This is a genomic window from Wolbachia endosymbiont (group A) of Sicus ferrugineus (genome assembly GCF_947251515.1).
In the GTDB taxonomy this organism is placed as follows: Bacteria; Pseudomonadota; Alphaproteobacteria; order Rickettsiales; family Anaplasmataceae; genus Wolbachia.
In genome coordinates this window covers 1,018,932-1,044,796 of the sequence record NZ_OX366370.1, presented here as the reverse complement: position 1 = coordinate 1,044,796, position 25,865 = coordinate 1,018,932, and the positions used below count along the sequence as shown (strand labels likewise).

General features: G+C 34.4%; 28 protein-coding genes, 1 tRNA gene, 1 other RNA gene and 1 pseudogene. 19 read left to right on the top strand and 12 right to left on the bottom strand.

Annotated features, from left to right (window positions below):
- Nucleotides 1-28: 28 nt before the first annotated feature.
- Complete coding sequence (locus OPR24_RS05265) at nucleotides 29-856, top strand: cytochrome c oxidase subunit 3 (RefSeq protein WP_265033011.1); 828 nt, start codon at nucleotides 29-31, stop codon at nucleotides 854-856.
- The gene (gene ruvC / locus OPR24_RS05260) at nucleotides 857-1,345 is read left to right on the top strand and encodes a crossover junction endodeoxyribonuclease RuvC (RefSeq protein WP_265033009.1); all 489 of its coding nucleotides are present in this window, start codon (nucleotides 857-859) and stop codon (nucleotides 1,343-1,345) included.
- Nucleotides 1,346-1,389: 44 nt separating this feature from the next.
- Here the strand turns inward: ruvC and ruvX are convergent, their stop codons facing one another.
- Nucleotides 1,390-1,857, bottom strand: coding sequence for a Holliday junction resolvase RuvX (gene ruvX, locus OPR24_RS05255; protein WP_253309368.1), 468 nt, complete (start codon nucleotides 1,855-1,857; stop codon nucleotides 1,390-1,392).
- A 374-nt stretch (nucleotides 1,858-2,231) separates the two neighbouring features.
- Between ruvX and gatB the strand changes: the two genes are divergently transcribed.
- Nucleotides 2,232-3,656: an Asp-tRNA(Asn)/Glu-tRNA(Gln) amidotransferase subunit GatB gene (gatB, locus tag OPR24_RS05250; RefSeq protein ID WP_265033007.1), complete on the top strand. Its 1,425-nt coding sequence runs from the start codon at nucleotides 2,232-2,234 to the stop codon at nucleotides 3,654-3,656.
- Between the two features lie 125 nt (nucleotides 3,657-3,781).
- Nucleotides 3,782-4,432 carry a hypothetical protein gene (locus OPR24_RS05245; RefSeq protein WP_265033004.1) on the top strand — a complete coding sequence of 217 codons (651 nt, stop codon included), beginning with the start codon at nucleotides 3,782-3,784 and terminating at the stop codon, nucleotides 4,430-4,432.
- A gap of 78 nt (nucleotides 4,433-4,510) precedes the next feature.
- On the opposite strand, the pseudogene OPR24_RS05240 reads toward OPR24_RS05245, so the two are convergent.
- Nucleotides 4,511-5,522 (bottom strand): annotated as a pseudogene (locus OPR24_RS05240) (IS630 family transposase).
- 29 nt (nucleotides 5,523-5,551) lie between these two features.
- Between OPR24_RS05240 and OPR24_RS05235 the strand changes: the two are divergent.
- Both OPR24_RS05235 and rnpB read left to right on the top strand, forming a co-directional pair.
- Nucleotides 5,552-6,220: a hypothetical protein gene (locus OPR24_RS05235; RefSeq protein ID WP_265033002.1), complete on the top strand. Its 669-nt coding sequence runs from the start codon at nucleotides 5,552-5,554 to the stop codon at nucleotides 6,218-6,220.
- Between the two features lie 158 nt (nucleotides 6,221-6,378).
- Nucleotides 6,379-6,723: RNase P RNA component class A (gene rnpB / locus OPR24_RS05230), an RNA gene on the top strand.
- 52 nt (nucleotides 6,724-6,775) lie between these two features.
- Here rnpB and OPR24_RS05225 read toward each other — a convergent pair.
- Nucleotides 6,776-7,546, bottom strand: coding sequence for a response regulator transcription factor (locus tag OPR24_RS05225; RefSeq protein WP_265033000.1), 771 nt, complete (start codon nucleotides 7,544-7,546; stop codon nucleotides 6,776-6,778).
- Between the two features lie 329 nt (nucleotides 7,547-7,875).
- Between OPR24_RS05225 and OPR24_RS05220 the strand changes: the two genes are divergently transcribed.
- From OPR24_RS05220 to OPR24_RS05205, 4 genes are read left to right on the top strand one after another with little or no spacing between them, the layout of a single operon-like run.
- Nucleotides 7,876-8,859 carry an NAD(P)H-dependent glycerol-3-phosphate dehydrogenase gene (locus tag OPR24_RS05220; RefSeq protein WP_265032997.1) on the top strand — a complete coding sequence of 328 codons (984 nt, stop codon included), beginning with the start codon at nucleotides 7,876-7,878 and terminating at the stop codon, nucleotides 8,857-8,859.
- A gap of 19 nt (nucleotides 8,860-8,878) precedes the next feature.
- Nucleotides 8,879-9,361, top strand: a complete 483-nt coding sequence (locus tag OPR24_RS05215; RefSeq protein ID WP_265032996.1) for a phosphatidylglycerophosphatase A family protein — start codon at nucleotides 8,879-8,881, stop codon at nucleotides 9,359-9,361.
- A complete protein-coding gene (locus OPR24_RS05210; RefSeq protein WP_265032995.1) occupies nucleotides 9,351-10,130 on the top strand; it encodes a GNAT family N-acetyltransferase in 780 nt (259 codons plus the stop codon). Before OPR24_RS05215 ends, OPR24_RS05210 begins: the two co-directional genes overlap by 11 nt.
- A gap of 42 nt (nucleotides 10,131-10,172) precedes the next feature.
- The gene (locus OPR24_RS05205) at nucleotides 10,173-11,309 is read left to right on the top strand and encodes a transcriptional regulator (RefSeq protein ID WP_265032992.1); all 1,137 of its coding nucleotides are present in this window, start codon (nucleotides 10,173-10,175) and stop codon (nucleotides 11,307-11,309) included.
- Nucleotides 11,310-11,312: 3 nt separating this feature from the next.
- Here OPR24_RS05205 and OPR24_RS05200 read toward each other — a convergent pair whose 3' ends face one another.
- The 6 genes from OPR24_RS05200 to OPR24_RS05175 form a co-directional block, all read right to left on the bottom strand.
- Nucleotides 11,313-12,101, bottom strand: coding sequence for a succinate dehydrogenase iron-sulfur subunit (locus tag OPR24_RS05200; protein ID WP_265032990.1), 789 nt, complete (start codon nucleotides 12,099-12,101; stop codon nucleotides 11,313-11,315).
- Nucleotides 12,102-12,187: 86 nt separating this feature from the next.
- Nucleotides 12,188-12,640, bottom strand: coding sequence for an rRNA maturation RNase YbeY (gene ybeY, locus OPR24_RS05195; RefSeq protein WP_265032988.1), 453 nt, complete (start codon nucleotides 12,638-12,640; stop codon nucleotides 12,188-12,190).
- A 168-nt stretch (nucleotides 12,641-12,808) separates the two neighbouring features.
- Nucleotides 12,809-13,207, bottom strand: coding sequence for an EVE domain-containing protein (locus tag OPR24_RS05190; protein WP_164224443.1), 399 nt, complete (start codon nucleotides 13,205-13,207; stop codon nucleotides 12,809-12,811).
- Complete coding sequence (ftsZ, locus tag OPR24_RS05185) at nucleotides 13,207-14,403, bottom strand: cell division protein FtsZ (RefSeq protein WP_265032985.1); 1,197 nt, start codon at nucleotides 14,401-14,403, stop codon at nucleotides 13,207-13,209. Before ftsZ ends, OPR24_RS05190 begins: the two co-directional genes overlap by 1 nt.
- Before the next feature lie 247 nt (nucleotides 14,404-14,650).
- Nucleotides 14,651-15,190, bottom strand: coding sequence for a hypothetical protein (locus tag OPR24_RS05180; protein WP_265032983.1), 540 nt, complete (start codon nucleotides 15,188-15,190; stop codon nucleotides 14,651-14,653).
- 84 nt (nucleotides 15,191-15,274) lie between these two features.
- Complete coding sequence (locus OPR24_RS05175) at nucleotides 15,275-15,508, bottom strand: magnesium chelatase subunit ChlI family protein (protein WP_265032982.1); 234 nt, start codon at nucleotides 15,506-15,508, stop codon at nucleotides 15,275-15,277.
- Nucleotides 15,509-15,599: 91 nt separating this feature from the next.
- On the opposite strand from OPR24_RS05175, the gene OPR24_RS05170 reads away from it, so the two are divergent.
- From OPR24_RS05170 to OPR24_RS05160, 3 genes are all read left to right on the top strand, one after another.
- Entirely contained in the window at nucleotides 15,600-15,920 is a 321-nt protein-coding gene (locus OPR24_RS05170; RefSeq protein WP_265032979.1) for a hypothetical protein, read from the top strand.
- A 283-nt stretch (nucleotides 15,921-16,203) separates the two neighbouring features.
- Nucleotides 16,204-17,088, top strand: coding sequence for a GTPase Era (gene era / locus OPR24_RS05165; RefSeq protein ID WP_253309588.1), 885 nt, complete (start codon nucleotides 16,204-16,206; stop codon nucleotides 17,086-17,088).
- Nucleotides 17,081-17,911 (top strand): 3'-5' exonuclease, encoded by an 831-nt coding sequence (locus OPR24_RS05160; protein ID WP_265032978.1) that lies wholly within the window; start codon nucleotides 17,081-17,083, stop codon nucleotides 17,909-17,911. Before era ends, OPR24_RS05160 begins: the two co-directional genes overlap by 8 nt.
- 33 nt (nucleotides 17,912-17,944) lie before the next feature.
- Here OPR24_RS05160 and OPR24_RS05155 read toward each other — a convergent pair whose 3' ends face one another.
- Nucleotides 17,945-19,228 carry a lipase family protein gene (locus OPR24_RS05155; protein ID WP_265032976.1) on the bottom strand — a complete coding sequence of 428 codons (1,284 nt, stop codon included), beginning with the start codon at nucleotides 19,226-19,228 and terminating at the stop codon, nucleotides 17,945-17,947.
- A 367-nt stretch (nucleotides 19,229-19,595) separates the two neighbouring features.
- Between OPR24_RS05155 and OPR24_RS05150 the strand changes: the two genes are divergently transcribed.
- From OPR24_RS05150 to OPR24_RS05135, 4 genes are all read left to right on the top strand, one after another.
- Nucleotides 19,596-21,515: a WD0745 family porin gene (locus OPR24_RS05150; RefSeq protein ID WP_265032973.1), complete on the top strand. Its 1,920-nt coding sequence runs from the start codon at nucleotides 19,596-19,598 to the stop codon at nucleotides 21,513-21,515.
- A gap of 126 nt (nucleotides 21,516-21,641) precedes the next feature.
- Nucleotides 21,642-21,932, top strand: coding sequence for a GIY-YIG nuclease family protein (locus OPR24_RS05145; protein WP_265032971.1), 291 nt, complete (start codon nucleotides 21,642-21,644; stop codon nucleotides 21,930-21,932).
- Nucleotides 21,933-22,106: 174 nt separating this feature from the next.
- On the top strand, nucleotides 22,107-22,913 hold the full coding sequence (locus tag OPR24_RS05140; RefSeq protein ID WP_265032969.1) for a DUF2163 domain-containing protein: 807 nt from the start codon (nucleotides 22,107-22,109) through the stop codon (nucleotides 22,911-22,913).
- 31 nt (nucleotides 22,914-22,944) lie between these two features.
- Nucleotides 22,945-23,031 (top strand) — tRNA-Ser (locus tag OPR24_RS05135).
- A gap of 126 nt (nucleotides 23,032-23,157) precedes the next feature.
- On the opposite strand, the gene OPR24_RS05130 is transcribed toward OPR24_RS05135, so the two are convergent.
- Nucleotides 23,158-24,204 carry a class I SAM-dependent methyltransferase gene (locus OPR24_RS05130; protein ID WP_265032967.1) on the bottom strand — a complete coding sequence of 349 codons (1,047 nt, stop codon included), beginning with the start codon at nucleotides 24,202-24,204 and terminating at the stop codon, nucleotides 23,158-23,160.
- 80 nt (nucleotides 24,205-24,284) lie between these two features.
- Here OPR24_RS05130 and OPR24_RS05125 point away from each other — a divergent pair, with 80 nt between their 5' ends.
- Both OPR24_RS05125 and OPR24_RS05120 read left to right on the top strand, forming a co-directional pair.
- On the top strand, nucleotides 24,285-24,677 hold the full coding sequence (locus OPR24_RS05125; protein WP_182183459.1) for a hypothetical protein: 393 nt from the start codon (nucleotides 24,285-24,287) through the stop codon (nucleotides 24,675-24,677).
- Nucleotides 24,678-24,962: a DUF2610 domain-containing protein gene (locus OPR24_RS05120; protein WP_007549418.1), complete on the top strand. Its 285-nt coding sequence runs from the start codon at nucleotides 24,678-24,680 to the stop codon at nucleotides 24,960-24,962.
- Between the two features lie 6 nt (nucleotides 24,963-24,968).
- Here OPR24_RS05120 and dapD read toward each other — a convergent pair whose 3' ends face one another.
- Complete coding sequence (dapD, locus tag OPR24_RS05115) at nucleotides 24,969-25,799, bottom strand: 2,3,4,5-tetrahydropyridine-2,6-dicarboxylate N-succinyltransferase (RefSeq protein ID WP_265032962.1); 831 nt, start codon at nucleotides 25,797-25,799, stop codon at nucleotides 24,969-24,971.
- Nucleotides 25,800-25,865: the final 66 nt, after the last annotated feature.

Genomic DNA, 25,865 nt, shown 5'->3' with positions numbered 1-25,865 from the left:
ATCCTTAGTAAGTATTTTTTAAAGTGCTATGAAAAGTAAAGAACATGATTTTCATTTAGTGGACCCAAGTCCTTGGCCAATTGCTATATCAGCAGCAATTCTTATTCTTGCACTTGGATTAGTTGGCGCGCTTCATAAACAAATTTTCGGAATGTTTTGTTTAGTTCTGGGAATCTCCGCAGTATCAGGGGTGCTGTTCTATTGGTGGAGAGATGTAATAAGGGAGGCCATTTATGATAAATGTCATACTACCATTGTAAAACATGGACTTAAATTTGCAATGTACTTATTTATTCTCTCGGAGGTCGTATTTTTTATAGTGTTCTTTTGTTCATTCTTTAAAGCCTGGCTTGATCCAGTTTTTTTATTTGAGGCGTTTTCTCCTGCAAAAAAAGTTGAATGGCCCCCTGAGGGAATTTTGCCACCTGATCCGTGGTCACTACCATTCATGAATACATTAATATTATTGCTTTCTGGTACAACAATTACTTGGGCAAATCACTCTTTACTTGAAAATGATAAAAAGAGCATGATTAAAATGCTGTACATAACTACATTGCTTGGGGTTTTTTTTATAATAGTGCAAGCAATAGAGTATCATGAAGCGAGTTTTTCTCTACAAGAAACAGGAGAAAAGCTTATTTATACATCCAATTTTTATATTATTACCGGTTTTCACTGCGCACACGTTATAATAGGAATAATATTTTTATCAGTGTGTTTATTTAGAGCGCGGAAAGGCCAGTTTACACCTCAGGACCATTTGTGCTTTGAGTTTGCCTCCTGGTATTGGCACTTTGTAGATGTAGTCTGGATGTTTTTATTTTTGTTTGTCTATTGGTTAAGCGTTTATTAAGTGATTAAAATAATAGGTCTAGATCCAGGGATAAGCAAGACTGGTTGGGCCATTATCAGCCTGAACGAGAAAAATAATATTGAATTTTTGGGCGGCGGTACCATATCAACTGATGGTAAATTGGGTACAGGTGAACGCTTACATATAATTTTTGAACAATTAAAGAAAGTAATATTTCAATATTCTCCGAATGAAGCTGCAGTAGAAAAAATTTTTGTTAATAAAAATCCTAAATCTTCACTAACTTTAGGATATGCAAGAGGGGTTGTAATTTTAGCGTTAAAAATAACAAAGCTAACTATGAATGAATATGATGCAAACTATGTAAAAAAAAGCATTACCGGAAATGGCCATGCTGATAAGGATCAGATTATATTTATGGTGAAGCAAATAGTTAAAAATTTGAGTATAAAATGTCACCATGCTGCTGATGCTCTTGCTGTAGCAATTTGTCATGCTTATACGAAAGGTTCTTGTTTTGTTGAGTAACTTTTATATGAGATTCAGTTTGAAGATTTCCAGATCTGAAAAAACTATTTGATTGTATTTATCTTGTCTAACGTTCGTTGCAAAATAATACATGCGGAGATTTTATCATCTATTTTTTTCGATTTTGTGATTGATATTCCAGTGATTTTTAGTGTATGAGTTGCGATAGATGTTGAGAAGCTTTCGTCTTGTAAGTATATATGTACTTTATATTTTTTTATTATTTTATTTGCGAATTGGATTATGGTTTTACACCATTTAGTTTCTTGCTCGTCCATTTTTAATGGTAGTCCTATTACCATTGATCCAGCTTCATTTTCTTTGAATATTCTATGCAGATAACCTAAATCTTTGCTCATATTTTTCCTATAATATACACTATGAGCTGTGGCTATAAGCTGTGTTTTATCGCTAAATGCTATGCCTATTTGCTTTTCTCCCATGTCAAGGCACATTATGCGCTTATCTTTTGGAATAGACTTTAGAAACTCATCTGGATTTCTATGTAGCATCTATTAGACTTCCTTTAAAGTGACCTTACCCAGAAAAAGTAGAGAGAAAGTCAAGAAAATTTTTTACAAAAAGAATAATGAATCAAATTGCTCAGGAATGCAATAATTAATAGCAGAATGTCTACGCTGTTTAATACACAGCTTCTAATTAAAACTCAACTGTATATTCTCTTCTTTTTGTCATTACTACTCCTTTTGAAAAAACATTTTTATTATAAAAAAACGTCTTTTCTTTCTCTTCACTTTTTCTGGGTAAGGTCATATTTTAATTACTATAGGTTAAAAAGTTAAGATAAAAAATAAAAATGTGGGTTTTGTTTTGACTTTTTGTGTTAATTTTGCAGAATATTAAGATTATCATTTAAATAAAATACATGACGAAAGAGGATTGGGAAGCGGTAATTGGGCTTGAGGTGCACGCTCAAGTTTCTTCTAATACGAAGCTATTTTCTAGCTCATCAACGGAGTTTGGTGCTGAGCATAACACTCAAGTTTCTCTAGTTGATGCGGCAATGCCAGGTACGCTGCCAATACTAAATTATTACTGCATAGAGCAAGTAATACGCACCGGTCTTGCACTTTCTGCAGAAATTAATAAGTGTTCTTACTTTGATCGGAAAAATTATTTTTATCCTGATTTACCGCAAGGTTACCAGATAACCCAGTTTTTTGAGCCAATAGTTAAAAATGGTAGAGTATTTATCAATGACAATGAAAAGGAAATAAGAATTGCGAGAATTCATTTAGAGCAAGACGCAGGAAAGAGCGTTCATGAGGAAAGCAAAACTTATGTGGATTTAAATCGTGCAGGGGTTGCTTTAATGGAAATTGTTTCAGAGCCAGATCTTAGGTCATCTGCAGAAGCTGCAGAATGCATGAAAAAATTGAGGCAGATTTTGCGTTACATTGGTTCATGTGATGGTGATATGGAAAAGGGATCACTTCGTTGTGATGCAAATGTTTCTGTTCGCCTAAAAGGCAGTAGTACATTTGGCACTCGTTGTGAAATAAAAAATCTGAACTCGATACGTTATATTGTGCAAGCTATAGACTATGAAATACAAAGACAAATTGAAATTTTAGAAAGTGGAGAAGAAATAAGTCAAGATACCTTATTGTTTGATGTCGCTTTGGGAAAAACAAAAGTGATGAGAAGCAAAGAGGATGCAAGCGACTATAGATACTTCCCTGAGCCTGATTTATTACCTGTTGAGGTAAGCCAGGAGAAAATTGATTTAATTCAATCATCTTTGCCCGAGTTGCCAGATCAAAAAAAGCTGCGATACATTGAGGAATTAGGTATCAATGAATACGATGCAAACGTCATTACTTCCGATAAGGCGATTGCTGATTACTTTGAGGAATTGATAAAAAAACATGATTCAAAGCTCGCAGTCACCTGGTTAACTGTAGAGCTTTTCGGTCGTTTAAATAAAGCAAATATTGATATTGCTGACTCTCCAATCAAAGCAAATGCTTTGTCAGAACTCTTAGATTTTATCGTTGATGGAACAATCTCTGCTAAACTTGGCAAACAAGTATTCGATAGTATGTTTGAAACTGGCAAACCTGCATCTCTCATCATAGAAGAGCAGTACCTAAAGCAAATAACCGATAAAGGTCAAATATCAGAAGTTATCGACACAATCATCAATAGCAACCAAGATAAAGTTCAAGAATACAAAAGCGGTAAAACAAAGTTATACGGATTCTTTGTTGGCGAAGTTATGAAACTTACCAAGGGAAAAGCCAGCCCTGATGTGGTGAATTTAATTTTGAGTGAGAGATTAAGTAATTAGTCACATTTTTTTATTTACATAACAGCACATCTCGTATTAAATCTACGCTACGGTGTATGTATATTATGACATATATGTTTTTTACCATTTGTCGGTACTATTTTTAAAATTATGTGAGGTTGAGGATGCCTGAAACTTATCCTGCTTGGGGAAGAAAGCGGTCTCTTCATGGTGATATCTACCAACTAAAGTGGGTAATGCTGCTTCTCAAACGTGCAGTAGATGTTGGATATTCTTTCCGTTTAGCCACAGAAATGGAATCAGCTACGGGTTTTGATGATATTGTTTTTCAGGATAGGAAAAATGAAAAAATAGTACATAGGTTTATACAAAACAAACACAAGCAAAATGAATGCGAAGGAATCGGTGTAGGTAAATTGCTTTCAAAAAATAAAAGTGGTGAATTTAGCGTTCCAAAATATTTTGTTTCCTATCTAAAGATTAAAATTAATCCAGATTTTGCAGATGGTGACCTAAAGGACTTTACTATCTGTACTAATATCGGTTTCGATCTAGCTCAAAGTACAACACAAAATACAATAAAAAAGTTGAAAGCAAAAACTTCGGGAGCAAACAAGGGAATAGAAATTGCAGTTGAAGTAATAAGCACTAGTGATATTTTTTTTAAATACGGCGGTACGAGATACAAGTTCTCTTGTACTCACGATAACATGATTTCAATAGTGCAACCGGCATTTAAAAGTGCTGTAAAAGAAGCAATAGAAGAATTGGAAAAGGAGATAAAAGAACTTCAAGGTAAATCAGATCAAAACTAAAAAAGAAAATTGGAAAGAAATCAGGTATGGCAACGTGAGTTTGAGCGAATGACAAATGAAGGCAAGTTATACCAATTCTCACTGTTGGTCAGTCAAATAGGAGAAATTGCAGAGTTGTTTAATTGTGGAGCTGGCAAGAGAAGTAATAAATTTGCACAAAGCACCCTAAAGCAGAGCAATTGTATCGTATATTTTATTGCGCAAAATGTTCTGTTTTATGTATAACCAAAGCCTCTCAACAGGATTGAGTTCAGGTGAATATGGAGGTAGGTATATAATCTCAATATTTTTAGCTACCTTTAAATTTTTTGACTTATGCCAACTAGCACAGTCCATAACAAGAACAGCTTCTCTTGTCCCTAGATATTGCGACATTTGCTCAAGAAATACATTCATGCAATCAGTGTTAACATTTAGTGCAAATAAGCTAAAACTCTCTCCATTTTTAGGATTAACTGCACTGTAGAGATAAAAATTATGCCTACCTAATTTTATTTTAACCCGAGTCCTAGTGCCTTTTTTAAACCATTCATGCCCAACTTTCGAATGTGTGCCAAACCTTGATTCATCAAAGAAAAATAGCTCTTTTTCTGGATACTTGCCAATAACTTCATTGAGATTTTTTTTTGAATTCCTCTTGTTTACTTTTATCTTGTACGTTGTGTACTGGTCTTGGTGTAATATATGAAAATTTCATCTTTTGCATATGGCGGTGTACTGTAGATTTGCTGATATTTAATCCGAACTTTTCCTGGATTCTTATTCTCATTTCTTTAATGGTAATATTAGGATTTTCTTCTATACATGCTTCAATTTGCTGTAGTTGAGCCTGATTTAATTTAGTTTTTCTACGGCGTGATGGAGGAGCAAACAGTTTTTCTTCTCTGCCAAATTTCAAGAGTTTTATCCACGAAGTTAGTGCGCTTCTTGAAATTCAATATATTTTTGCTACAGCCGTTATACTATGCTTTTTTGCCGCAATTACAGCATTTAGTTTTTTTGAAACATATACATTGTTCCTTACTTTCTTCAGCATTTCTTTTGCTGATTCTACTACTTTTTCATCCAATAATTTTGATCTTAATGCCATTTATACCTCGCTACTTCACTTACTTTAGTATGGCTTTTTTCCCATTATTGTCTATCCGTTCTTTGTATAGTGGGAATTGGTATAAGAAAACGCTGACTGCTGCAATTACTAGCACAACAGAAACCGACACTGTAAAGACTACCAAATTAACAACAGAAGCATCAACTACCGTTGCACCTACTTCTACAATGAGTAAACCTTCAACAGAGTCAACGACTCAAACAAGCACAGTAACAGTGGAGCCAACTGTGCCAACGACAAGCTCAGAGAAAACTACACAAACAGTATTTATTATACCAAGTACTAGAACAAGAGAGTCAACAACTCCTATATTTACCACGACTTTACTTCCTCAAACTACTTCTTCACCACAGCCTACTCAACTTGCTATAGGGTCTAATAGAGCAGGAGTGATAGGGGGATCTTTGGTTGGAGCGATAATAAGTATTGCCGGAATTATAGGATTCATGGCATACAAATATGTTAAGGGTCGTAATGCTGCTACTGTGTTAGAACTAACTGATTTCAATGATAGAAGAAGATCATCTTCAAGTGGCAATAGCGATGAAGAAATTTTTGTTGCTAGTAACAGAATGAGCAGTTATGGTAGTGGAACAGTACTAGACAGTATATCAGTAGAAAATAGTAGTCGATCAAGAAGTAGCTCATCGTCTTCAGGCAGTGGACCAAGCTCTTGACTGACTGAAGCGGAGTCTAAGAGTGAAAGAAGCTTATCTTGGGATAGCGATGATGTGCCGGAATATCACCTTTAGCTATTTGTCTGAATGTTTTTAATATGTAGACTGTTAGGAAATTGTCTTTTGCTTTTGTGATTTTCATGTTAAAGTATAATTTCTGGGTGGAATAAGTAGCTGCTGTTGTGTAATAAACATAGCAGAGGAAAGTCCGGGCTCCAAGGGAAAATAGTGACGGGTAACGCCCGCCGGAGGTAACTCCAGTTATAGGGCTACAGAAAATTACCGCCTAATATTTTAGGTAAGGGTGAAAAGGTGTGGTAAGAGCACACCATGGCAATGGTAACATTGGTAGTCGAGTAACCAACACTAGGAGCAAGATTAAATAGAAGTAGATTTTATGTTTTCCTCATATCTACTCGGGTAAATCGCATGCGGTAAATGGTAACATTTACTCCAGATAAATAGCTACATAAACAGAACTTGGCTTATATTTCACCTAGGCGTTCACATGATACGTGCGATATAAGCCATGCTATATTTAAATGTGTAGGCATTTCATGCATTGTCCTTCACTTGTTCTGCTTGATAGCCATCACTTCTTTCGCCTACATTAACATTAGAATATTCTTCATCATCAACATACTCTTTCAGAACATACCCTCTGCCCCAAACGGTTTCTATGTGGCTTTTTCCATCATTTGCACTTTCAAGTTTCTTACGTAGTTTACACATAAAAACATCAACTATCTTGTTATCTGAAGGTTCATCTAAGCCATTGTAAAGATGGTTTAAGAACATTTCTTTTGTTAATACTGTTCCTTTACGCAGTGCTAGCAATTCTATCATAGAATACTCTTTATTAGTAAGGTGAACCGTTTTACCTTTCACCTCAACAACCCTGTGATCAAAATTGATATTTATATTACCAATCTTGATCACTGATTCAGGATGGCCTTTAGTACGACGCACTATGGCCTTAATTCGAGCTAATAACTCGCTTTTATGAAATGGCTTGGTTAAGTAATCATCGGCACCATACCCGAGCCCTTTAGCTTTGTGATTGACAGCAGATATACATGAAAGTATTAAGACAGGAACTTTGATTTTTGCACTTCTTAATCTTAACAATATATCATATCCATCAATGTCACCAGGCAAGTGTATATCTAGAATAACTAGGTCATAGTAATCTCCATTTGAGGAAACCATATTATTGTTATAATCTTGTGCAGAAGTGACAACGTCACAAAAATGCCCATCAGAAGTTAAGGCATTAACCACAGTCTTTGCACTTACTTGATCATCTTCAATTAATAATATACGCATATTTTACACCCCATAAATAATTTATAATTTTAGTAATATATATAACTAAGGAAAGTAACAAATCAAATTTTTATTAACAAATGATCAAAATTACACTTATTAATTAATAGTAATATATTGTTCCAAAATTATATAAATAAGATCTAAAATATAATAGATACATCATATACTATAATAATAATGATATTTTTAGTAAATATTGAATTAAAGTTATTATTAAAAGAATACTTAGGTTAATAAACATTTAACTATTTTATACGTCTGTGTTATATTTTTAATTTACTTATTCTACTATTTTAAAGTATAAGTAATACTTTCAGGAATATTGTGTGGCAATATCAATTTTAGGTGCTGGTGCATGGGGTACAGCAATCGCAATTTCATTAAGTAGTAAGAAAGATGTGATTTTGTGGACTCGCAATGAAACTACATTTGAATCAATCAACGAGAAAAGAGAAAGTGACAAGCTACCCGGTTGTCGAATTTCTGATAATGTGTCAGTAAAATTAGCTATTGAAGACGCAGTTAATGCTTCAGTAACAATCCTCGCTGTTCCCACTCAGTCTCTAAGGGAAGTATGTCAGCAATTGCATAATTGTAATCTGAAAAAAGATGTAGCAATAATTTTAGCTTGTAAGGGAATAGAAAAGTCTACATTAAAATTACCTAGTGAAATAGTAAATGAAGTTTTACCTAACAATCCTATTGCTATTTTTTCAGGCCCTAGTTTTGCTGTAGAAGTTGCAAGAAAATTACCCTATTCAATGGTTCTTGCATGTCGAAATAACATATTGGGTTCAAAGCTAATATCAGAACTACAGCAAGAAAATGTTAAATTACACCTTAGTAGCGATGTTATAGGGATACAGATTTGTGCAGCGTTAAAGAACGTTTTTGCTATAGCGTGTGGGATTGTTCTAGGTAGTAAACTTGGGTTTAATGCTCATGCAGCATTGATTACGAAAAGTGTGAGCGAAATTAAGGCTTTATACTCAGCAAAAGTTGGTAACGGTAATGTGGATATAAATACACTACTTGGGCCAGCATGTTTGGGTGACTTAATTATGACATGCACATCCTTAAACTCAAGAAATCTATCTTTTGGATTCAATTTAGGTAATAGCCATGAGGAGTATGATATTCGACAAGTCCCAATTGAAGGCAAGTTGCTAATCGAAGGTGTCAGTACTGTTAAGTCTACTTTTGATTTAACACAAAAGTTAGGAGTTAAAATGCCTATATGTGAAGCGGTCTATAAATTATTGTATGAAAGCGCCTCTATAGAGGACACTATTTCTGTTCTTGTAAATTAGTTTTGTACTTTGGTGTATTGTGAAATTTTTATATAAATTGATATCAACATGGTGGCTGTCTGGCACAGTAAAAAAAATGCCAGGTACTGTAGGCAGCTTAGCTTCTTATCCAATTGTTCCTGTAATACTGAGTAACAGAATTTTAGGTGCAGCAATTATTTTTTTATTATTCTTGATTGGATTATGGTCTATAGGCAATTATATAAAACATTACAAGACTTCATGTGATCCAAAAGAGGTAGTAATTGACGAAGTAGTTGGTCAATTGCTGACAATACTTTTAGTTTCGGTATTGTTAAGCCAAGAGATGAATTGCTCTTCATTGTTGTTGTGCTTTTTTTCTTTTAGGTTTTTTGATATAATAAAAACGTGGCCTATAAATTTGATCGATAGAAATACCAAAGGTCCTCTAGGTGTTATGCTAGATGATATTATAGCTGCAGTTTTAGTCTGTGTTCTTATAGGAGCCTTTTATTGTTTATTATTGGTGTATGCAGGATAAAAAAATCTATTATTCAAGCTTAATTGTTCAAAATCTAAAGGATTATATACTGTACACAGCGAATTTATCTGAGTGGGAAGTACACGATGAATTTGATAACGTCACATTTACGATAAACGGTACCAGGGAGTCATTATTTAATTTTGTGTTCTGTGGAGATCAATGTACCGAGCTTTCTATACAAAAAACTCTAGATTATCTCAGAACAAGAGATATAGAAGCAACATGGGTAATAAATTCACATATGAAAATAAGAGATATTTTAGAAAAGTGTGAAGTAAAACGCGTTAGCACACCAAAAAAAGCTTTACTTAATATGAAAAATTACTTTTTACCTACTGATGTTATTTCAAATTTGAGGTTAAATCCTGTAAATGGTAGCGATCTCTTAGAACAGTTAGATTTACACACTTCTAGAATTTTTTATCATAACGTTGGAATTGTCAGCACATTCTTTCGCGGATTATCAAATTATGATGATAAGAACTTAAGATTAAGGTTTTTTCTTGTAACACTAAATAATGAAATTATTGGGACATGCGGTCTTTATGTTCAAGACAGCGTAGCTGGTTTTTATAGTGATGGAGTTTTACCAATTTACAGGAATCGTGGAATAGGTACCCAAATGGTTTTAGAAAGAATAAAGATAGCTAAGCAGCTTGAATGCAAATATATAGTAGCACATTGTATGAAACCTTCTGTAAACCTTTATAAGAGATTGGGCTTTCAGATGTTAGGCAATCTTTACTTATATAACTCTTCAGCATAATTCTGAGCGGTTACAAATTTTTACATCTGTTTTAGAATTGCTATGTTTTTTTTGTATGAAGTAGTTTTAATATTAATTATAGTATTATTCTTTCTTTCTTATTCTAAATTAAAAATTAGTAATAAGATTAAGAACTTACAGCATCAAAATGTTATCATAAATAATTTAATTGATACTGTGAATGATGGGTTTTATATTTGGGATGCAAAAAAACGTATAGAAAAGTTCTCTCCTAACTTACTAATTTTGCTTAATACTGTTTTTTACTCGTTTAATGAGTTTGTGAATTTTTTTGAGCAATCAGAAAGCTTAGTTGAAAATTTTGCTGAGGCAAAGGAAATAAATAAATCTTTTACTCTAGATTTAAAGTCAAAAGACAGTGAGGTTTATTGCATATGTTACGGTAGAAGCATAATAGATGATTCTAACAATGTGATAGGTGTGCTATTATGGATAAGGAATGTCTCAGACTGTAAAATAAAAGCTCACGGACTTGAGCTAGAAAATAGTAAGCTTACACAAGAAGTGGAGAGCTATAAAAATGTTTTCAACTCTTTACCATTTCCAATACTAAAATATAACAAGAATAGAAAGGTAGAATTTTATAATTTGTTTTATGATAAATATGTAGATGGCTCTAAGAAATTTGCTATTACCAGTAGCGCTCATAGCACAAAACCAGGAAGGCATGTCGTAACTTACAAGAACGAACCTAAGGTTTTCGATTTTGTTAAAATTCCAATACAAGGTTCTGGTAGCATAGTAATGTATGGGAAAGATGTTAGTGATGCAGAGAAATTATATACTGAATTAAACAGTTATTTAGCTACACAGAAAAATTTGCTTGAGAGGTTGCCGGTTGCTATAGTAATATATAGTAAGAATCAAAAGCTAAAATTTTATAATAATGCTTTCATAAAAACCTTTCAGTTTGACCCAAAATTTTTGGCATCTTACCCAACTTATCATGAAGTTATGCTTTACCTCTTCGAATCTAAAAAGCTTTTAGAAAAAGAGGATTTTCAAACTATTAGTAACCAAAGACATGAGTTATTCAAAAAATTATTTGCATCGTATGATGATACGATGCATTTCACGAATGGAAAAGCGTTCAGGGTATTAACAATACCCTACGCTTCGGAAGGTTTGCTGTTCTCTTACGAAGAATGCAAAAGATGATACTTAAACTCCTTCTTTCTCTATCATGAGCTGTTTTACTTTCGCTATTGCTCTTGCTGGATTAAGTCCTTTAGGACAAGTTTTTGTGCAATTCATTATTGTATGACAACGATACAACTTGAATGGGTCGTTTAAAACATCAAGTCTTTCACCTATCTTATTATCACGGCTGTCAGCAATCCATCTGTAGGCTTGTAATAGTATTGCTGGTCCTAAAAATTTATCACTATTCCACCAGTAGCTTGGGCAACCAGTCGAACAGCAAGCACATAATATACAGTCGGACAAGCCATCTAATTTTTTTCTATCTTCAGGAGATTGAGAGTATTCTTTATTTGGTAGGGCAGGCTTATCTGCTTGTAACCAAGGTTTAATTGATTTGTATTGCTCATAAAATTGGCTCAAGTCCGAGACTAGGTCCTTTATCACATACATGTGAGGTAATGGATATATTTTTACATCACCTTTTATATCGTGTATAGATCTAGTACATGCAAGAGTATTGGTTCCGTCAATATTCATGGCACAAGATCCACATATGCCTTCTCTACAAGAACGTCTGAAAGTTAAAGTCGAATCTATTTCATCCTTTATTTTTATTAATGCATCAAGTACCATAGGGCCACAACTATCCATATCAATAAAAAATGTGTCTATTCTAGGGTTTTTCTCGTCATCAGCAGACCAACGGTAAATTTGAAATCTTCTGATGTTTTTTGCTCTAGCAGGAATAGGATAAATTTTGCCCTTTTGACTAATTTTAGAATTCTTTGGCAAAGAAAACTGAACCATATCACTTACCTTTTATTGTTTATAGCTAAAACCCTTTGTAGATAACATATTTTATTATCATCTACTATATTTTTATTAAATTCCTTTTAAATCGCGCACATATTGTAGCCAAGAGAAGCTAAAATCTCTCTTTCTAGATTTTGCATTATAATTTCTTCATCTTTTTTTTGGTGATCATAACCAAGTAAATGCAGTAATCCATGCACTAACATGTGTGCAATGTGAGCAAGAATGGGTATACAATACTCATGCGATTCTCTTTTTATTGTGTCTATTGAAATTGCTATGTCTCCTAAATCGCACTCATTAGACAATTGTTCACACGGAAATGATAGTACGTTAGTTGGCTTATCCATTTCTCTAAATTTTAAATTAAGTTGATGTAGCAAGTCATCATCAGCCAGAGCTATTGATATATTTGGTTTATAGTGGTCTATTTTTAATTCTTTTAGAGAAGTGTTTATAATATTTAATATAAAACCCTCTGGATCATCTGTAATGCTGCACCATCTCTCATCAAGAACATTTACTTCTAACATGAGTAACGCACCAGTAAGGGTGTCATACAAGTAGCTGACACTGGAATCCAGTTTTTATTATCCTTCCTAGCAGAGACTACTTTCAAATCGCAACATTTGTACAGTTGTGTGCGTGACCAGAAAAGGAGAACTATAGATTCCAGTGTCAAGCACTGGGATGACAGGGTATTACACATCACTCATGCTTATTATTTCATTCCATTCAATTTCCGAAACTGGGGCAATTGATAAACGTGGTTGTTTTAATATAGCCATATTTTTCAAAAGTGGGTTTTGTTTTATATTATTTAACGTTACTTGGTTATTTAAAGGTTTCAAAAACTTTACATTCACTAATCCGAACTTGGGATCATTAACATGATAATACTCTTTAAATACTTCAACGATTCCAAGTATTGCTTTCTCTTTACCTGTATGATAAAAAAACGCAAGATCGCTTACTTTCATAATTTTCATGTAATTTTGAGCTTGATAATTGCGTACGCCATCCCACTCAACTACCTGCTCCTTTTCCATTTTTTGCCATGAATATTCACTTGGCTCTGACTTGAGTAGCCAAAGTTGCATTATTTTTTTCTTCTCAAATAAGCCGGTATATCATAAACATTGCTGCCCCATTTAGCTTCTTTGCTTACCTGTTCAGTTGGTTTTGTTTCCAGTGTTTTGTCTTGAGTACTTTCACTGTGACTATAGGGCCACTTAAATTTCTCTTTCTCTGAGTCTTCGCTCTGACTTATAGGTGAAGTTTCTGATTTATTATTGCGACCATCAATGCCAGTTGCAAGAACAGAAACTCTAACTCTTCCCTCCATCGCTTGATCAAAAGTAGCACCAAATATTATATTTGCATTTTCATCTACTTCTTCACGCACTCTATTGGCTGCAGCATCAACTTCAAACAGAGTCATATCTCCGCCACCAGTAATGTTAATTAATATTCCTTGCGCACCTTTCATTGATACATTGTCAAGCAATGGATTGGATATTGCAGCTTCCGCAGCACTAATTGCTCTATCTTCTCCTTCTGCCTCTCCGGTGCCGATCATCGCTTTGCCCATCTCGCTCATTACTGTTTCTATATCAGCGAAGTCAAGATTAATAAGCCCTGGCATGACCATCAAGTCAGTTACTCCTCTAATGCCAATATGCAGAACATTATCAGCAAGTTTAAATGCATCAGAAAATGTAGTTTTTTCATTTGCAATTCTAAATAAATTCTGATTTGGGATGACAATAAGTGTATCCACGTATTTTTGCAGTTCTTCAAGTCCAAGCTCTGCAATGCGCATGCGGCGCACACCTTCAAAACCGAACGGTTTAGTTACAACTCCAACAGTCAATATCTTTTTTTCTTTTGGCGCTCTATCCTTAACTGCAGCTCTTGCTTCTCTGGCTGCTTTTGCAATTACCGGTGCTGCACCGGTTCCAGTACCACCGCCCATTCCTGCTGTGATGAAAAGCATATGACTATCTTTTATATGCTCCATAATTTCATCGATTGATTCTTCTGCTGCACCTTTGCCAACATCAGGCAAAGCACCAGCACCAAGACCCTTAGTTAAATTAATGCCAAGCTGAATTTTTTTATCACATAACGACTTTTCTAGTGCTTGAGCGTCGGTATTTGCGACAACAAAATTCACTCCTTGCAAATTAGATTGGATCATGTTATTCACAGCATTTCCACCAGCACCACCCACTCCCACAACGGTAATCCTTGGGTGTAATATAGGTAACTCCGGCAGACTAAGATCAATAGACATTTAAATTACTCAAATTTAGCGAATTCACTTGATAGTAAGTTACCGCTTTTTTAATAATATGCAAATACTTTTCACTTCTATAGGCGTAAACAATAAACGGGATTTACTTATTCTTAACATTTATACTAATAAGTGCCGTTAATTATAATAACTAGATTCTTAAATGACATCACTTAACCAATGCAAAAAATAGAAAATATTTACGTAAAGGGACAGAAATCTATCCCTTTTCTTTGTTGAAACTGCTTTATTGTGCTTTTGCTAGTGCTGGAACTACTCCAACTACTATTCCAATTTTAGTCAAGAACGTTGATGCATCACCATCCTTTACTTTAACCTTACCACTATCTTTATCTTTTTCACACTTATTAATTATTTCTTTCACTGCATCAATTTGATTCGCCTTACTACTACTCTTATATGCATACACAGGTGCAGCTATTAAAGCCGCCACCGCAGCAACAACTATCAAACTAGCAACTAGTGGATGAGCAACTAAAAATGCAGATACTGCAGTAATAGCAGGACTAACGAGTGTTGCAGCTTTTGTTCCAACTGTACCAACGAAAGCCACATAAGCTGGGCTCAAAAAATAAGCATTTGTAAGCGCTACTGCTAAAAACGTACCGCCAACAACAGTTGTTTTTAATTTGTTATTCTTTGCATACTCACCAAACCCACCAGCAGCACCTGGAATTCCCCAATAATCATCAGCTTGTTTATATCCTTCTGAAATAGCATGAAAAATGCCATCCCCTTTTTTATACTTATAATCTGTTAATGCCATAATTCTACTCCTTAAATAGAATGTTAAAATTTCATTAAGGGCAGTATATAGTGAAATAAATTATCTGTCAAGTAAACTAATTTTTTAATATACCCTTATTCTGTAATTCAGTGCTTCAGCAATGTGTGCTCTTTTTACTTTTTCAGTTTTTGCAAGATCTGCAATGGTTCTTGCAACTTTTAATACGCGTGTGTAGCCTCGATTGGAAATGTAATTTTCTTTCAGTACGTATTTTAGCAATTCTAACCCTGCCTTATCTGGTTCAGTAAATTTATTAAATGCTTCACCGCTTACTTCTGCGTTACAACGAACATTCAATTTACTATAACGCTCAGTTTGAACTTTTCTCGCTACTTCACTTACTTTAGTATGGCTTTTTTTCCATTATTGTCTATCCGTTCTTTGTATAGTGGGAATTGGTATAACACAATATAGTGGTGTTGATAAACACTACCTACGTAATCAAGCAATAGGAGCTGTGGTCTGTTGCTGTTTTGCAGCAGGTTTTACTGCTTTGGGTGTTATGTATTCCCCTTGGTGCTTTATACCAGCAGTAATTTGTACAATCTTTACATGTCTTGCTGTAAGAGGTATTGTGAAGGCAGCATTTTTCACAGAAACAAAAGAACCTTCTCCTGAATTTGCTGAAGTTATTACTGAAAAAGTAGTAAATAATGTTGAGCTAAATGCCGAGGACAATTCTCAAGAAATCGGTAATGCATTAGCTTAATTCACAACTGTACGAGAATTGTGATTTAAGAGCAATCTCCACCAAGAAGGGTGTCATGCCAGTGTCTTGACTACTTGGATCCAGTTCTTATTGTACATTCACCTGGTATGCTCATTTAAAGTTAAGTTTTCTGGATTCCAGTGTCAGCTACTTTCATGACAAGAAGAGGGTGCTGGAATGATACCATTATAGAGTGAACCAGTGTCAGCTACTTGGATGATAGGAGAATGATGTCATCCAAGTAGCTTGACACTGGCATCCAGTTTTCTTTATAATTTCCTTTGTGAAAGAACAAAAGTGCTTATTTGTAACCATAGCTGGCTTACCAAATGCTGGAAAGTCTACATTAATTAACAGCATCATAGGCAAGAAAATTGCAATTGTTACACCCAAAGTGCAAACAACAAGGACGCAAATAAGGGGTATTGCAACATGCAACAACACACAAATTGTCTTTACTGACTCCCCAGGAATTTTCTCAGCAGAAACAAAACTTGAAAAAGCTTTAGTCAAATCTGCATGGTCAGCAATCAAGGGTGATGACATCACTTTGTTACTTGTTGATGTAAGTAATTATTTGAAAAATATAGAAAGAATTAAGACTATATTTACGCGGCTGCAGCGCACAAAAGGCAGATGCATTTTGGTTATCAATAAAACTGATTTGGTAAAAAGGCCAGAACTCAAGATGGCTCATGAGCATCTGAATTTGCTTTATAAATTTGAAAAGGTGTTTACGATATCAGCATTAAAGAATGATGGACTTTCTGATTTGATGAATTACTTGTCTGAAGTTGCACCGGTGAGCCCTTGGTTTTATGAAGAAGATCAAATAACTGATTCCTCGACAAATTTTTTATCAGCAGAAATTACAAGAGAAAAATTATTCTTGAACTTGCGTGAAGAATTGCCATACTCTACAGCTGTTATAACTGAACAATTTGAGGAAAAAAAAGATAAGAGTTTAGTCATAAAACAGATCATATTCGTGTTGAAAGATAGTCATAAAAAAATAGTGCTAGGGAAAGATGGCAGTAATATTAAAAAAATTAATATCGAAGCACGTGCTGAACTAGAAAAATTATTTGAGTGCAAGGTTCACCTCTTTTTATTTGTGAAAGTGCGACCTTGGATCGACCGTCCTGAGGAGTATATAGGCAATGCTTAATTCTTTATTGGTATTTGATATTGAAACTATACCAGATGTAAATTCCTGCAAAAATTTACTCAATATTAGTGATGATAGTAGTGTAGAAGAGAAGAGGGATGCATTAACAAAATATCATCTTGAAATAACAAACGGGCAAAACTCTTTTTTGCGTCAGCCCTTCCACCAAATTGTAGTTATCAGTTTTTTACTTTGCAATATAAGCCACCAGAGCGGTTATGAGGTGTTCACACTGCAAGAAATAAGATCTGGAGGCACAATAAATTCCAGTGAAAAGGAGCTAGTGAAAGGATTTTTTAACTACACATCAGAAAAAAAGCCAAGATTAGTTTCGTTCAACGGACGCACTTTTGATATACCAGTGCTGAAGTATCGTGCTATGGTCCATGGCATTCAAGCGGAATATTTTCATAAAGCTGGCGATAAGTGGAATAGTTACAATCAGAGATATAGTAGTGATTGGCATTGTGATTTGCTTGAATCTCTCTCTGATTTTGGAGCTTCTGCGAGAGTAAAAATGAACGAAGTTTGTGCAGCATTTAACCTTCCTGGCAAGATTGGAGTTGATGGGTCACAAGTTATGGGCTTATACGATAGCGGCAAGATACAAGAGATTCGAGATTATTGTGAAACAGATGTGGTTAATACTTATTTGATTTACTTAAGGTTCATGCATCATCAGGGAAAGATTACTACTGAAAGCTACAACAAAAGCGTGGAAGAGCTGCTTTTAGAGTGCGAAAAAAAAGAATACCTAAAAAAATTTAAAGAAGAGTGGGAAATAACTTGTGGTGGAAGTTTTTATATTGAATTTAAATGTTAATGGAGCAATTGTTAGATTGCTCCATAATAATAGCTATCCACCCATTACAATAGATTGTGCTATCTTGCTTTGCTCAACTTCTACTTGTTCAATCTGAGAAGAATTTTTATTTTTTACTTCTTCGAAAAAATTTGACCCACCAAAAATATAATTTACTGCATTGGCAGCGTAATATTGAGCATTACCTAAAACTGCAGAGTTAATTCGACTTAATGCCCTAACGGGATAGTAAAAGAGAGATACGTTATTATTTGACTTGAAATCACTTTCATCCATTACTTTAACAGCTTCATGATAACCATCTATTTTATGAAAAGAATATCCTTCCGGTGCTGATATTCTTAATTGTGCACCTACATGAGCATAACCAAAAAGACCAGGTGATACTGCTGGCACTGGATCTTGTCTATGTTGAGTTACTCTAATGGTTTTTTCTTGAAGAACGTCATTATAAAATTTACTAGCAGTAAGGTCAAAAACTCTTGGATCACCAAAAGTTGCAACATGAATATCTTCAGCTCTTTCTGTTTTATTAAGACATAAAGCAGCTATCTTAGCAATAGCTCCTCCCATACTGTGACCTGTGAGATTGATTTTAAAATCTTTGATTTCTGATCCTTGTTTTTCAGCATGAGATTTCAAAATGCGATAAAGACCAGGCCATGAATCCGTAAACGAATTATAAAAACCACGATGAATTCTTCCACCGTCAGGTAAAAGTTCTGAAGTAGTAAAAGATGCATTTAGATCAGTAATTACATCGTTTAAACCATGGTTCAGACGAGTACCATGGTAAGCTATTGTTATTTCTTTATCTTTTATAAAAACATGACCAGCATCTTCTTCGAAGCTATTACCAAATAGAATGATTTCATAACCTTTGCTAATAAGTTCAGCTCTGGTTTTATACATTTTTTCAGGGGATGGAATAATTTCATAACCTTCCTTAGTAACTTCAAATCCAGTTTTGTATACTTCTTCAGCTAAGGTGTTGCATCTTTTTTCACTTAACTTATTGTCGTCATCACCATAGCTTATTTTAGAGAAATTACTCATTTCTAATAATTTCTCTTTATTAAACCCTGCAATTTCTACAATACTTTCATCTATCTGGTGAGAAGAAGGTAAAGAATGTATTTCATTTGCGTCGCGAGGGTTTATAAATTCGTAATCTTCAATAATCTCAAATGCATCGTCTTTTTCTATGTTGTCCCCTATTAAAGAAGAGTTTGATTGTTCAGCATTGTCTAACCTTGAGCTTACATCACCTACACTAGTGTTTGTGGTAAACCAATTGCGTAAAAAACTAAAATCCATAACTACCTCAATCTACTATCAGCTAAACAATTTATTTAACTATAATGTAGATTGATATTATTGTCAATAGTATTTTTCATAATTTATTTTTTTTAACATAGCTATAGTTTCTTTTCCTTTCAATTACTATTGTTAGAATAAAAAAATTTTACTTCCATAGAATAAATAGTAGAGTTATAATGCACTAGCAAGCGAACCTCTGTGCTAAATTTTGGTTAATATACACGTTGAGCGTATTAAGAAAGTTGCTTTTAAGGTATTGCATTTTACTTTTATTTTCGTTATAAGGTTGCTTTAAGTTGAATTTTCAACATTTTTATACTATTTACATTTAAGATATGATTTCGAAATTTTTTGGGGGCACTTCATGAAAAAATCTATTTATACTAGAACTGCTCTAGCTTCTCTATTAACTTTATATTCTTTCAGCGGCTTTGCAGCTGACTTTCCTGATGAGAGTATGAAGGAAATAAAAAAGCAAGAGAGCACAAAAACTTCTGGAAAAACAGAAGTTATGAAAACATCAAATAAAAAACTGAAAGAAAAGATGGACAGAATATGTAATGCTGATCCAAGAAAAAAAGCTGAAGAGCTTAAGAAAAAAGAGGAGCTAAGATTAGCAGCTGAACAGAAGAAAAAAGAGGAGATCAGGCTAGCAAATGAGAAAAAAGCAAAGCTTATAGAGGATTCAAAAGCGAAAGCTCTAAATGCTAAGAATTCTAATATAGAAAAAGGTAAAGTTTCAAAAACTAAGGCTTCTAAAACTAAGAATGCTAAAGTTGAAGCTAAAGATGTAAAGAAGGATGTAAAAATTGTTAATCAAAATACAGAGGAAAAAGGTAAGGCAAGTCCTGTTGTTTCAGTTGGTGGAGTTGATATTATCGATACCAATCAAGGGCAAAGTAATTTAAGAATAACTTTTGGTGGTGTTGTTGATTCTCAAGGTCATGGTAAGCCTGGGATCATTGGTGATGAGCGTTATAACATTATGCCAGGAAAATCTACAGGTTATTTTAACAATGTTCAAGATAAAATAAAGGGAGCAAACCCGGTATTTCCTGAAGGAATAGGAAATATTGGTGATTACAGCGAAAGCATGGGCATGATTTCAGATGCAATATTGCATTTAAGAGCTGAAAACAAAAATGAAGATTTAGGACTTCTTTATGGTGCTGATGTGCAATTTCATGTCCCAGTTACTGAAGGTAAGGGAGCATCACAAGGTGTGAATGCTGCAAGGGGCAGAAGTGCACATGTGTTTTTGAGTTCAAAGTATGGTGACGTGAAGCTTGGTTACCAATTTGGTCCTGAGGCTCTGATGAGACTTGATGCAACAAGAATTGCAACTGTCGATGGGGCTGCAGATAGCGACTGGTTCAGAAAAGTGAATTTAGAAGGAAGTGCTGCAAATTTTCCATTTTACGTAACACCACGTCTTTACACTGAAAGCTTCTCGAGCGAGAGTGAAAAACTCTCCTTCCTTATGGCAGGGAAATACAACAAAGATGTTATGACTACACTGCCGTTTAGAGCTGCTTACTACTCACCAAATTATATGGGTGCAAGATTTGGTATTAGCTACTCACCTCGCTATGATAGTAGTTTATTTATTGTGAAGGAGGGTAATGATATAAGACATGTCGGTCCAGACTATGAGCACATAGTAAGTGCTGGCGTATCATATGAATATGACTTTGATAAACACAAGGTGAAAGTTAAAACTTCTGCAGTTGGTGAATATGGTCAAGCGAAAAAACCAAGTAAAGATAAGCATCTTTATAAGGAATTTGTAGAGTACAATGACCTTATGGGTGTTAATTTGGGTGTAAGCGCTGATTATAAGATTAATGAAGATCAAGGAGTAAAATTTGCTGCCTCTTTTGCATACTTGAGCAAATCTGGTCAACCAAAGAGTATTAAGGAATTCGACTCTCATTCAAAAGAATATAAAGATACTACTGATCTTGTTAGAAAAGATGGCTTAAAGCAATTTAATGAACAGGATACAATGTACTGGACTGTAGGAGCTGGTTATCAACATGAGAATGTCTACACAAGTTTGACATACTTTGGTAGCAGAATGAATGATGGAGATATGCTTCATGATGGTGCACTTGGCGTTCAATATGATCTATCTCCTGCATGCAGTAAGAGCAAATTTGTTCCTTACGCAGCTCTTCATTATTTTATGACTGATGAAAAAGGTGCGCTGAAAGATCAAAAGAATGTTGATGTACCTTCTAACCAAGGAGTTCTTTTGCTCACTGGTGTGAAGTTTTCTTTCTAATCAGCTAGTACACACCACATTAAATGTGGTGTGTATCTTATTTGTTAGTGTTTATTTGTTGATCAAATAAACATATGGTGTCCTCTCTCCTGTCATCCCAGTGCGTGACACTGGGATCTAAGTTATATGCAAAATTATCACGTTTACATACTTGCAAGCAAGAATAATCGAACTTTATATACAGGTATAACATCAAATCTGATTAAACGAATCTGGGAACATAAGAGTAAAGTAATTCCTGGTTTTACATCAAAGTATAACGTACATAAATTAGTTTATTTTGAAGAATTTCAAGATATAAATTCAGCTCTTAATAGAGAAAAACTTTTAAAAAGTTGGAAAAGAAAATGGAAGACTGATTTGATCGAAAAGGAAAATCTAAGTTGGATAGATTTATATGATAACATAGTCAGGTAAAATTAGATCCCAGTGTCACGTACTGGGATGACACCCTATGGTTACTGGAATGACACCCTATGGTTAACTGGGATGACACTCTATAGCTACTCAGATGACGGGAAAAGAACACACTGGCTTATCTACTAGCCGTATAGCTACTTTCAAATTCAATCAATTAAACAGGAGGCCCCTATGCAAACCATACTAAAAAATCACTTGGCTGGAGAATTACTTACCACCGCTACGTACTGGAAATTAAAGCTCGCAGGTGGAGAAGTAATGGGATTCACTGACTATGATGAAGATTTAAATATTGATAATATACTCTATAAATCTTCAAGTGGGTTTACAGCCAGTAGTATAATATTAAACAGCGATTTAAAAACTGATAATCTAGAAATTGAAGGGATATTAAATAGTGGTGATATTAAAGAAGAAGATGTTTTATCAGGAAAGTACGACTTTGCAAATATTGAGATATTTCTTGTGAATTATAAAGACTTGACCCAGGGGACAATGAATCTACATTCAGGAACTTTTGGTAAAGTGACATTAAGTAGTGGAAGATTTATTGTTGAAATTAGAGGGCTCTCAGCAAAGCTTGAGAGAAGCATAGCAAAATTATACTCTCCTGCATGCAGAGCACAATTTTGCGATGATAAATGTAAAGCCGATACTAAAAAATTTAGTAAAATAAGTACAATCACTAAAGTAATAAATGAAAGAAGATTTGAAGACACGAATTTAACTGAGAGTGACGAATATTATAAGCACGGAGTAGTAAAATTCTTTGGCTCAACAGCATTTGAAGGTGTAGTAAAAGAATATAAAAATAAAGTAGTTACGTTGTTTACTTCGCCTCCATACCAAATTTCTGCTGGGGATAAATATTCAATACTCGCAGGTTGCGATAAAACATTTCCAACTTGCAGAAGCAAGTTTAACAATACTGTGAATTTTCGTGGTGAACCCTATATACCAGATTTTTATATTGTTTAGCAGTACAATTTTCAATATTATGAATAAGCATGGAAAGGTGGCTGAGTGGTCTAAAGCACACGCTTGGAAAGCGTGCACATATGAAAATATGTCGGGGGTTCGAATCCCCCCTTTTCCGCATATTACTTCTAGAATGGTATAAAACCCTCGGTCGCGCGCACAACTCTATTCCTATAGTGAGTAGCTCCCTCTTATCTCATTTATATCATATTTTTAACTTACCCAATAACATAAATTACTTTAGCTATGCTATCAATAGCATTGCTTTAAAAAGAGTGCCCATATTTTCAGTCAACCTTAAGAATTCACTAAAGATCCTATTCTTTTGTTCATCACTTGCGCTTTTCATTAAAGCCTGGGTTCTTTCTTTTATGCCAAAAAGATACAAAAATTCTCTTTGAGTTAAAATCTCGCAATCTACGTGTTTTAATGAATCTTTTAATGCTTGAAAGTTCACAAGTGCAGTAATATCACTATTACCAACATTCTCAAGAAAATTAGCATACTTATGTTGTTTTATCGATTGCAAAGTGCTCTTATATGCGGGGTATACATAACCGTAATCTATAATCAAAGCAGCTCCTTTATTATTATGTATCTTCTTCTCAAGTTTTTTTAATATTTCAACTCCAGTTGAACATATTTCCACCACTGCACCATCGAAACTCCCTGTCATGCAAGTAGCTGACACTGGAATCCATGATTCTTTTTTTCTGGATTCCAGTGTCACGCACTGGCATGACACCAAGAGACTGCCATCATCTTGTTTTGTCACCATATTTTCATACCACCCCTCATCACGATATACAAACTGATCTATCGGAAGAGCGTCAAAGAACTCATTTGCTAAAAAAATGGTTGGTTGTTCTGGTAGGTTGTCAATATCTTTGTGCCAATTAACACCTAAGCCTTTTAATTTTTCCTTTTGTATCTTCTGTAAAGTAGGGCTTATTTCAACTAAGTGGATCAACATTGAATTAAAAAAGCTGCTGTATTTTTTAGTGACTCTTATTATATCGTGAATGAGTGTTCCTTTGCCTGGCCCAAGTTCAACTAGAGAAAATTTTGATGGCTTTCCTAATTTTTCCCATGTATGCATTATCCAAACTGCAATTACTTCACCAAATAATTGGCTAATCTCAGGTGCGGTAGTAAAATCACCATCCTTACCAAGTGGTGATTTACTCATATAATAGCCGTATTTTTCATGGTACAAAACGGCATTCATGAAATCACTGATGGATATTGATCCTTGACTTTTGTCAATTAATTCGTGTATATAAGTAAGCATGTTATTAATAAATGTTTAACTATAGCGTGCCATAATATAAAATAGTAGAATATTTATATATATAGTATAAACTTAAGTTTATGAGTAATAGTGCTTCAGTTATGGACGACAAAAACACCGATTATGTTGCCCTTATACCTCAAGATGATAGTATTGAATACAAATTTGAAGAAGCTGTCAATTTTATAGAAAACAAGGTTATAAATGCTGATGGACTAACTTTAGCGGAAGTGTTTCAAGTGCTAGTTCAAATGCTAGATGGTGATCTAGCATTGGTAAAAAAAGTACTAGCATATGCTAATATTATGGCAAAGCATGGAATGAAGGTAGCAAAAGAGTCGCAATTAAGCAGAGCTGATGTTCGCCGAGCTTTGGAAGGTAAAGAAAGTGTTGTCAATAGACAAGATTTTATAAAGAAACCACCTCTTCCACCTGCTATAAAATCGACCAAAAAGAAAAGTAGAGGTCTTTAGATGGCTGAATCTATAAAAAAATTTACTGTACAATGTGACTTCAAAGGGCAAAGTTCACCTTTTGCAATATATATAGGAAATCCAAAAAGTGATGCTCATCCAATTCATCATCAAGATTCTTGGCTTGTAAAAGAACGTGGAGGGAATATCCCTAATAAAGTAAAAGAAAGTCTACAAAAATTATATAAACTATCTCAAGAAAATGGAGTCTCTTTCTCAGAGCTATGCGCGTATGCCATTACTGTGGTTAGTAATAATGATAAAAAAAGTGACGACAAGCAGTGAGATAGTTTAATCCCTCAATATTTCATTTATAGAGACTTTCGATCTCGTCTTTTCATCCACTTTTTTTACTATGACTGCACAATAGGTTGAAATGTTATTTTGAGATGGAATAGACCCTGGTACCACTACAGAATAAGGTGGCACTTCGCCATAAAATACCTCGCTAGTTTCTCTATCAATAATCTTTGTTGATGCTCCAATAAACACACCCATGCCAAGGACTGATCCTTCTCTCACTACCACACCCTCGGCTACCTCGCTACGTGCTCCAATAAAGCAATTATCTTCTATAATGACAGGTGAAGCTTGAATAGGCTCAAGGACTCCACCTATTCCCACTCCACCGGAAATATGGCAGTTTTTTCCTATTTGCGCACAGCTACCAATCGTTGACCAGGTATCTATCATTGTTCCTGAATCAACATATGCACCAACGTTGATAAAACTTGGCATTATAACAACATTTGTACTTATATAAGCAGATCGGCGGACAAAACACCCAGGAACTGCTCTAATTTTTAACTGGCGAAATTTCTCCTCATTCCATTCACTAAATTTGTTACCGATCTTGTCAAACCAGCAATTGGTATTGTCTATTATTTTGTTTTCTTCAGTGAGAAAATGTAATAATATTGCCTGCTTTATCCACTTATGTACTACCCATTCTCCACTTGATAGCTTTTCTGCTACTCTAATTTTGCCACTATCAAGGAACTCAATTACCTCTTTAATTGCTATTCTTGCTGCTTCCTTTAGGTTACAGTCATTAAATTTTTCTCTATTTTTCCAAATATTTTCTATCTCACTTTGTGTTTTTTTTAGTTGCAAACCTTCCATTTGTTATATATATTAATATTAAATTTATAGCTCTGTATCATTTGAGCTTGTTACTACTTTATATGT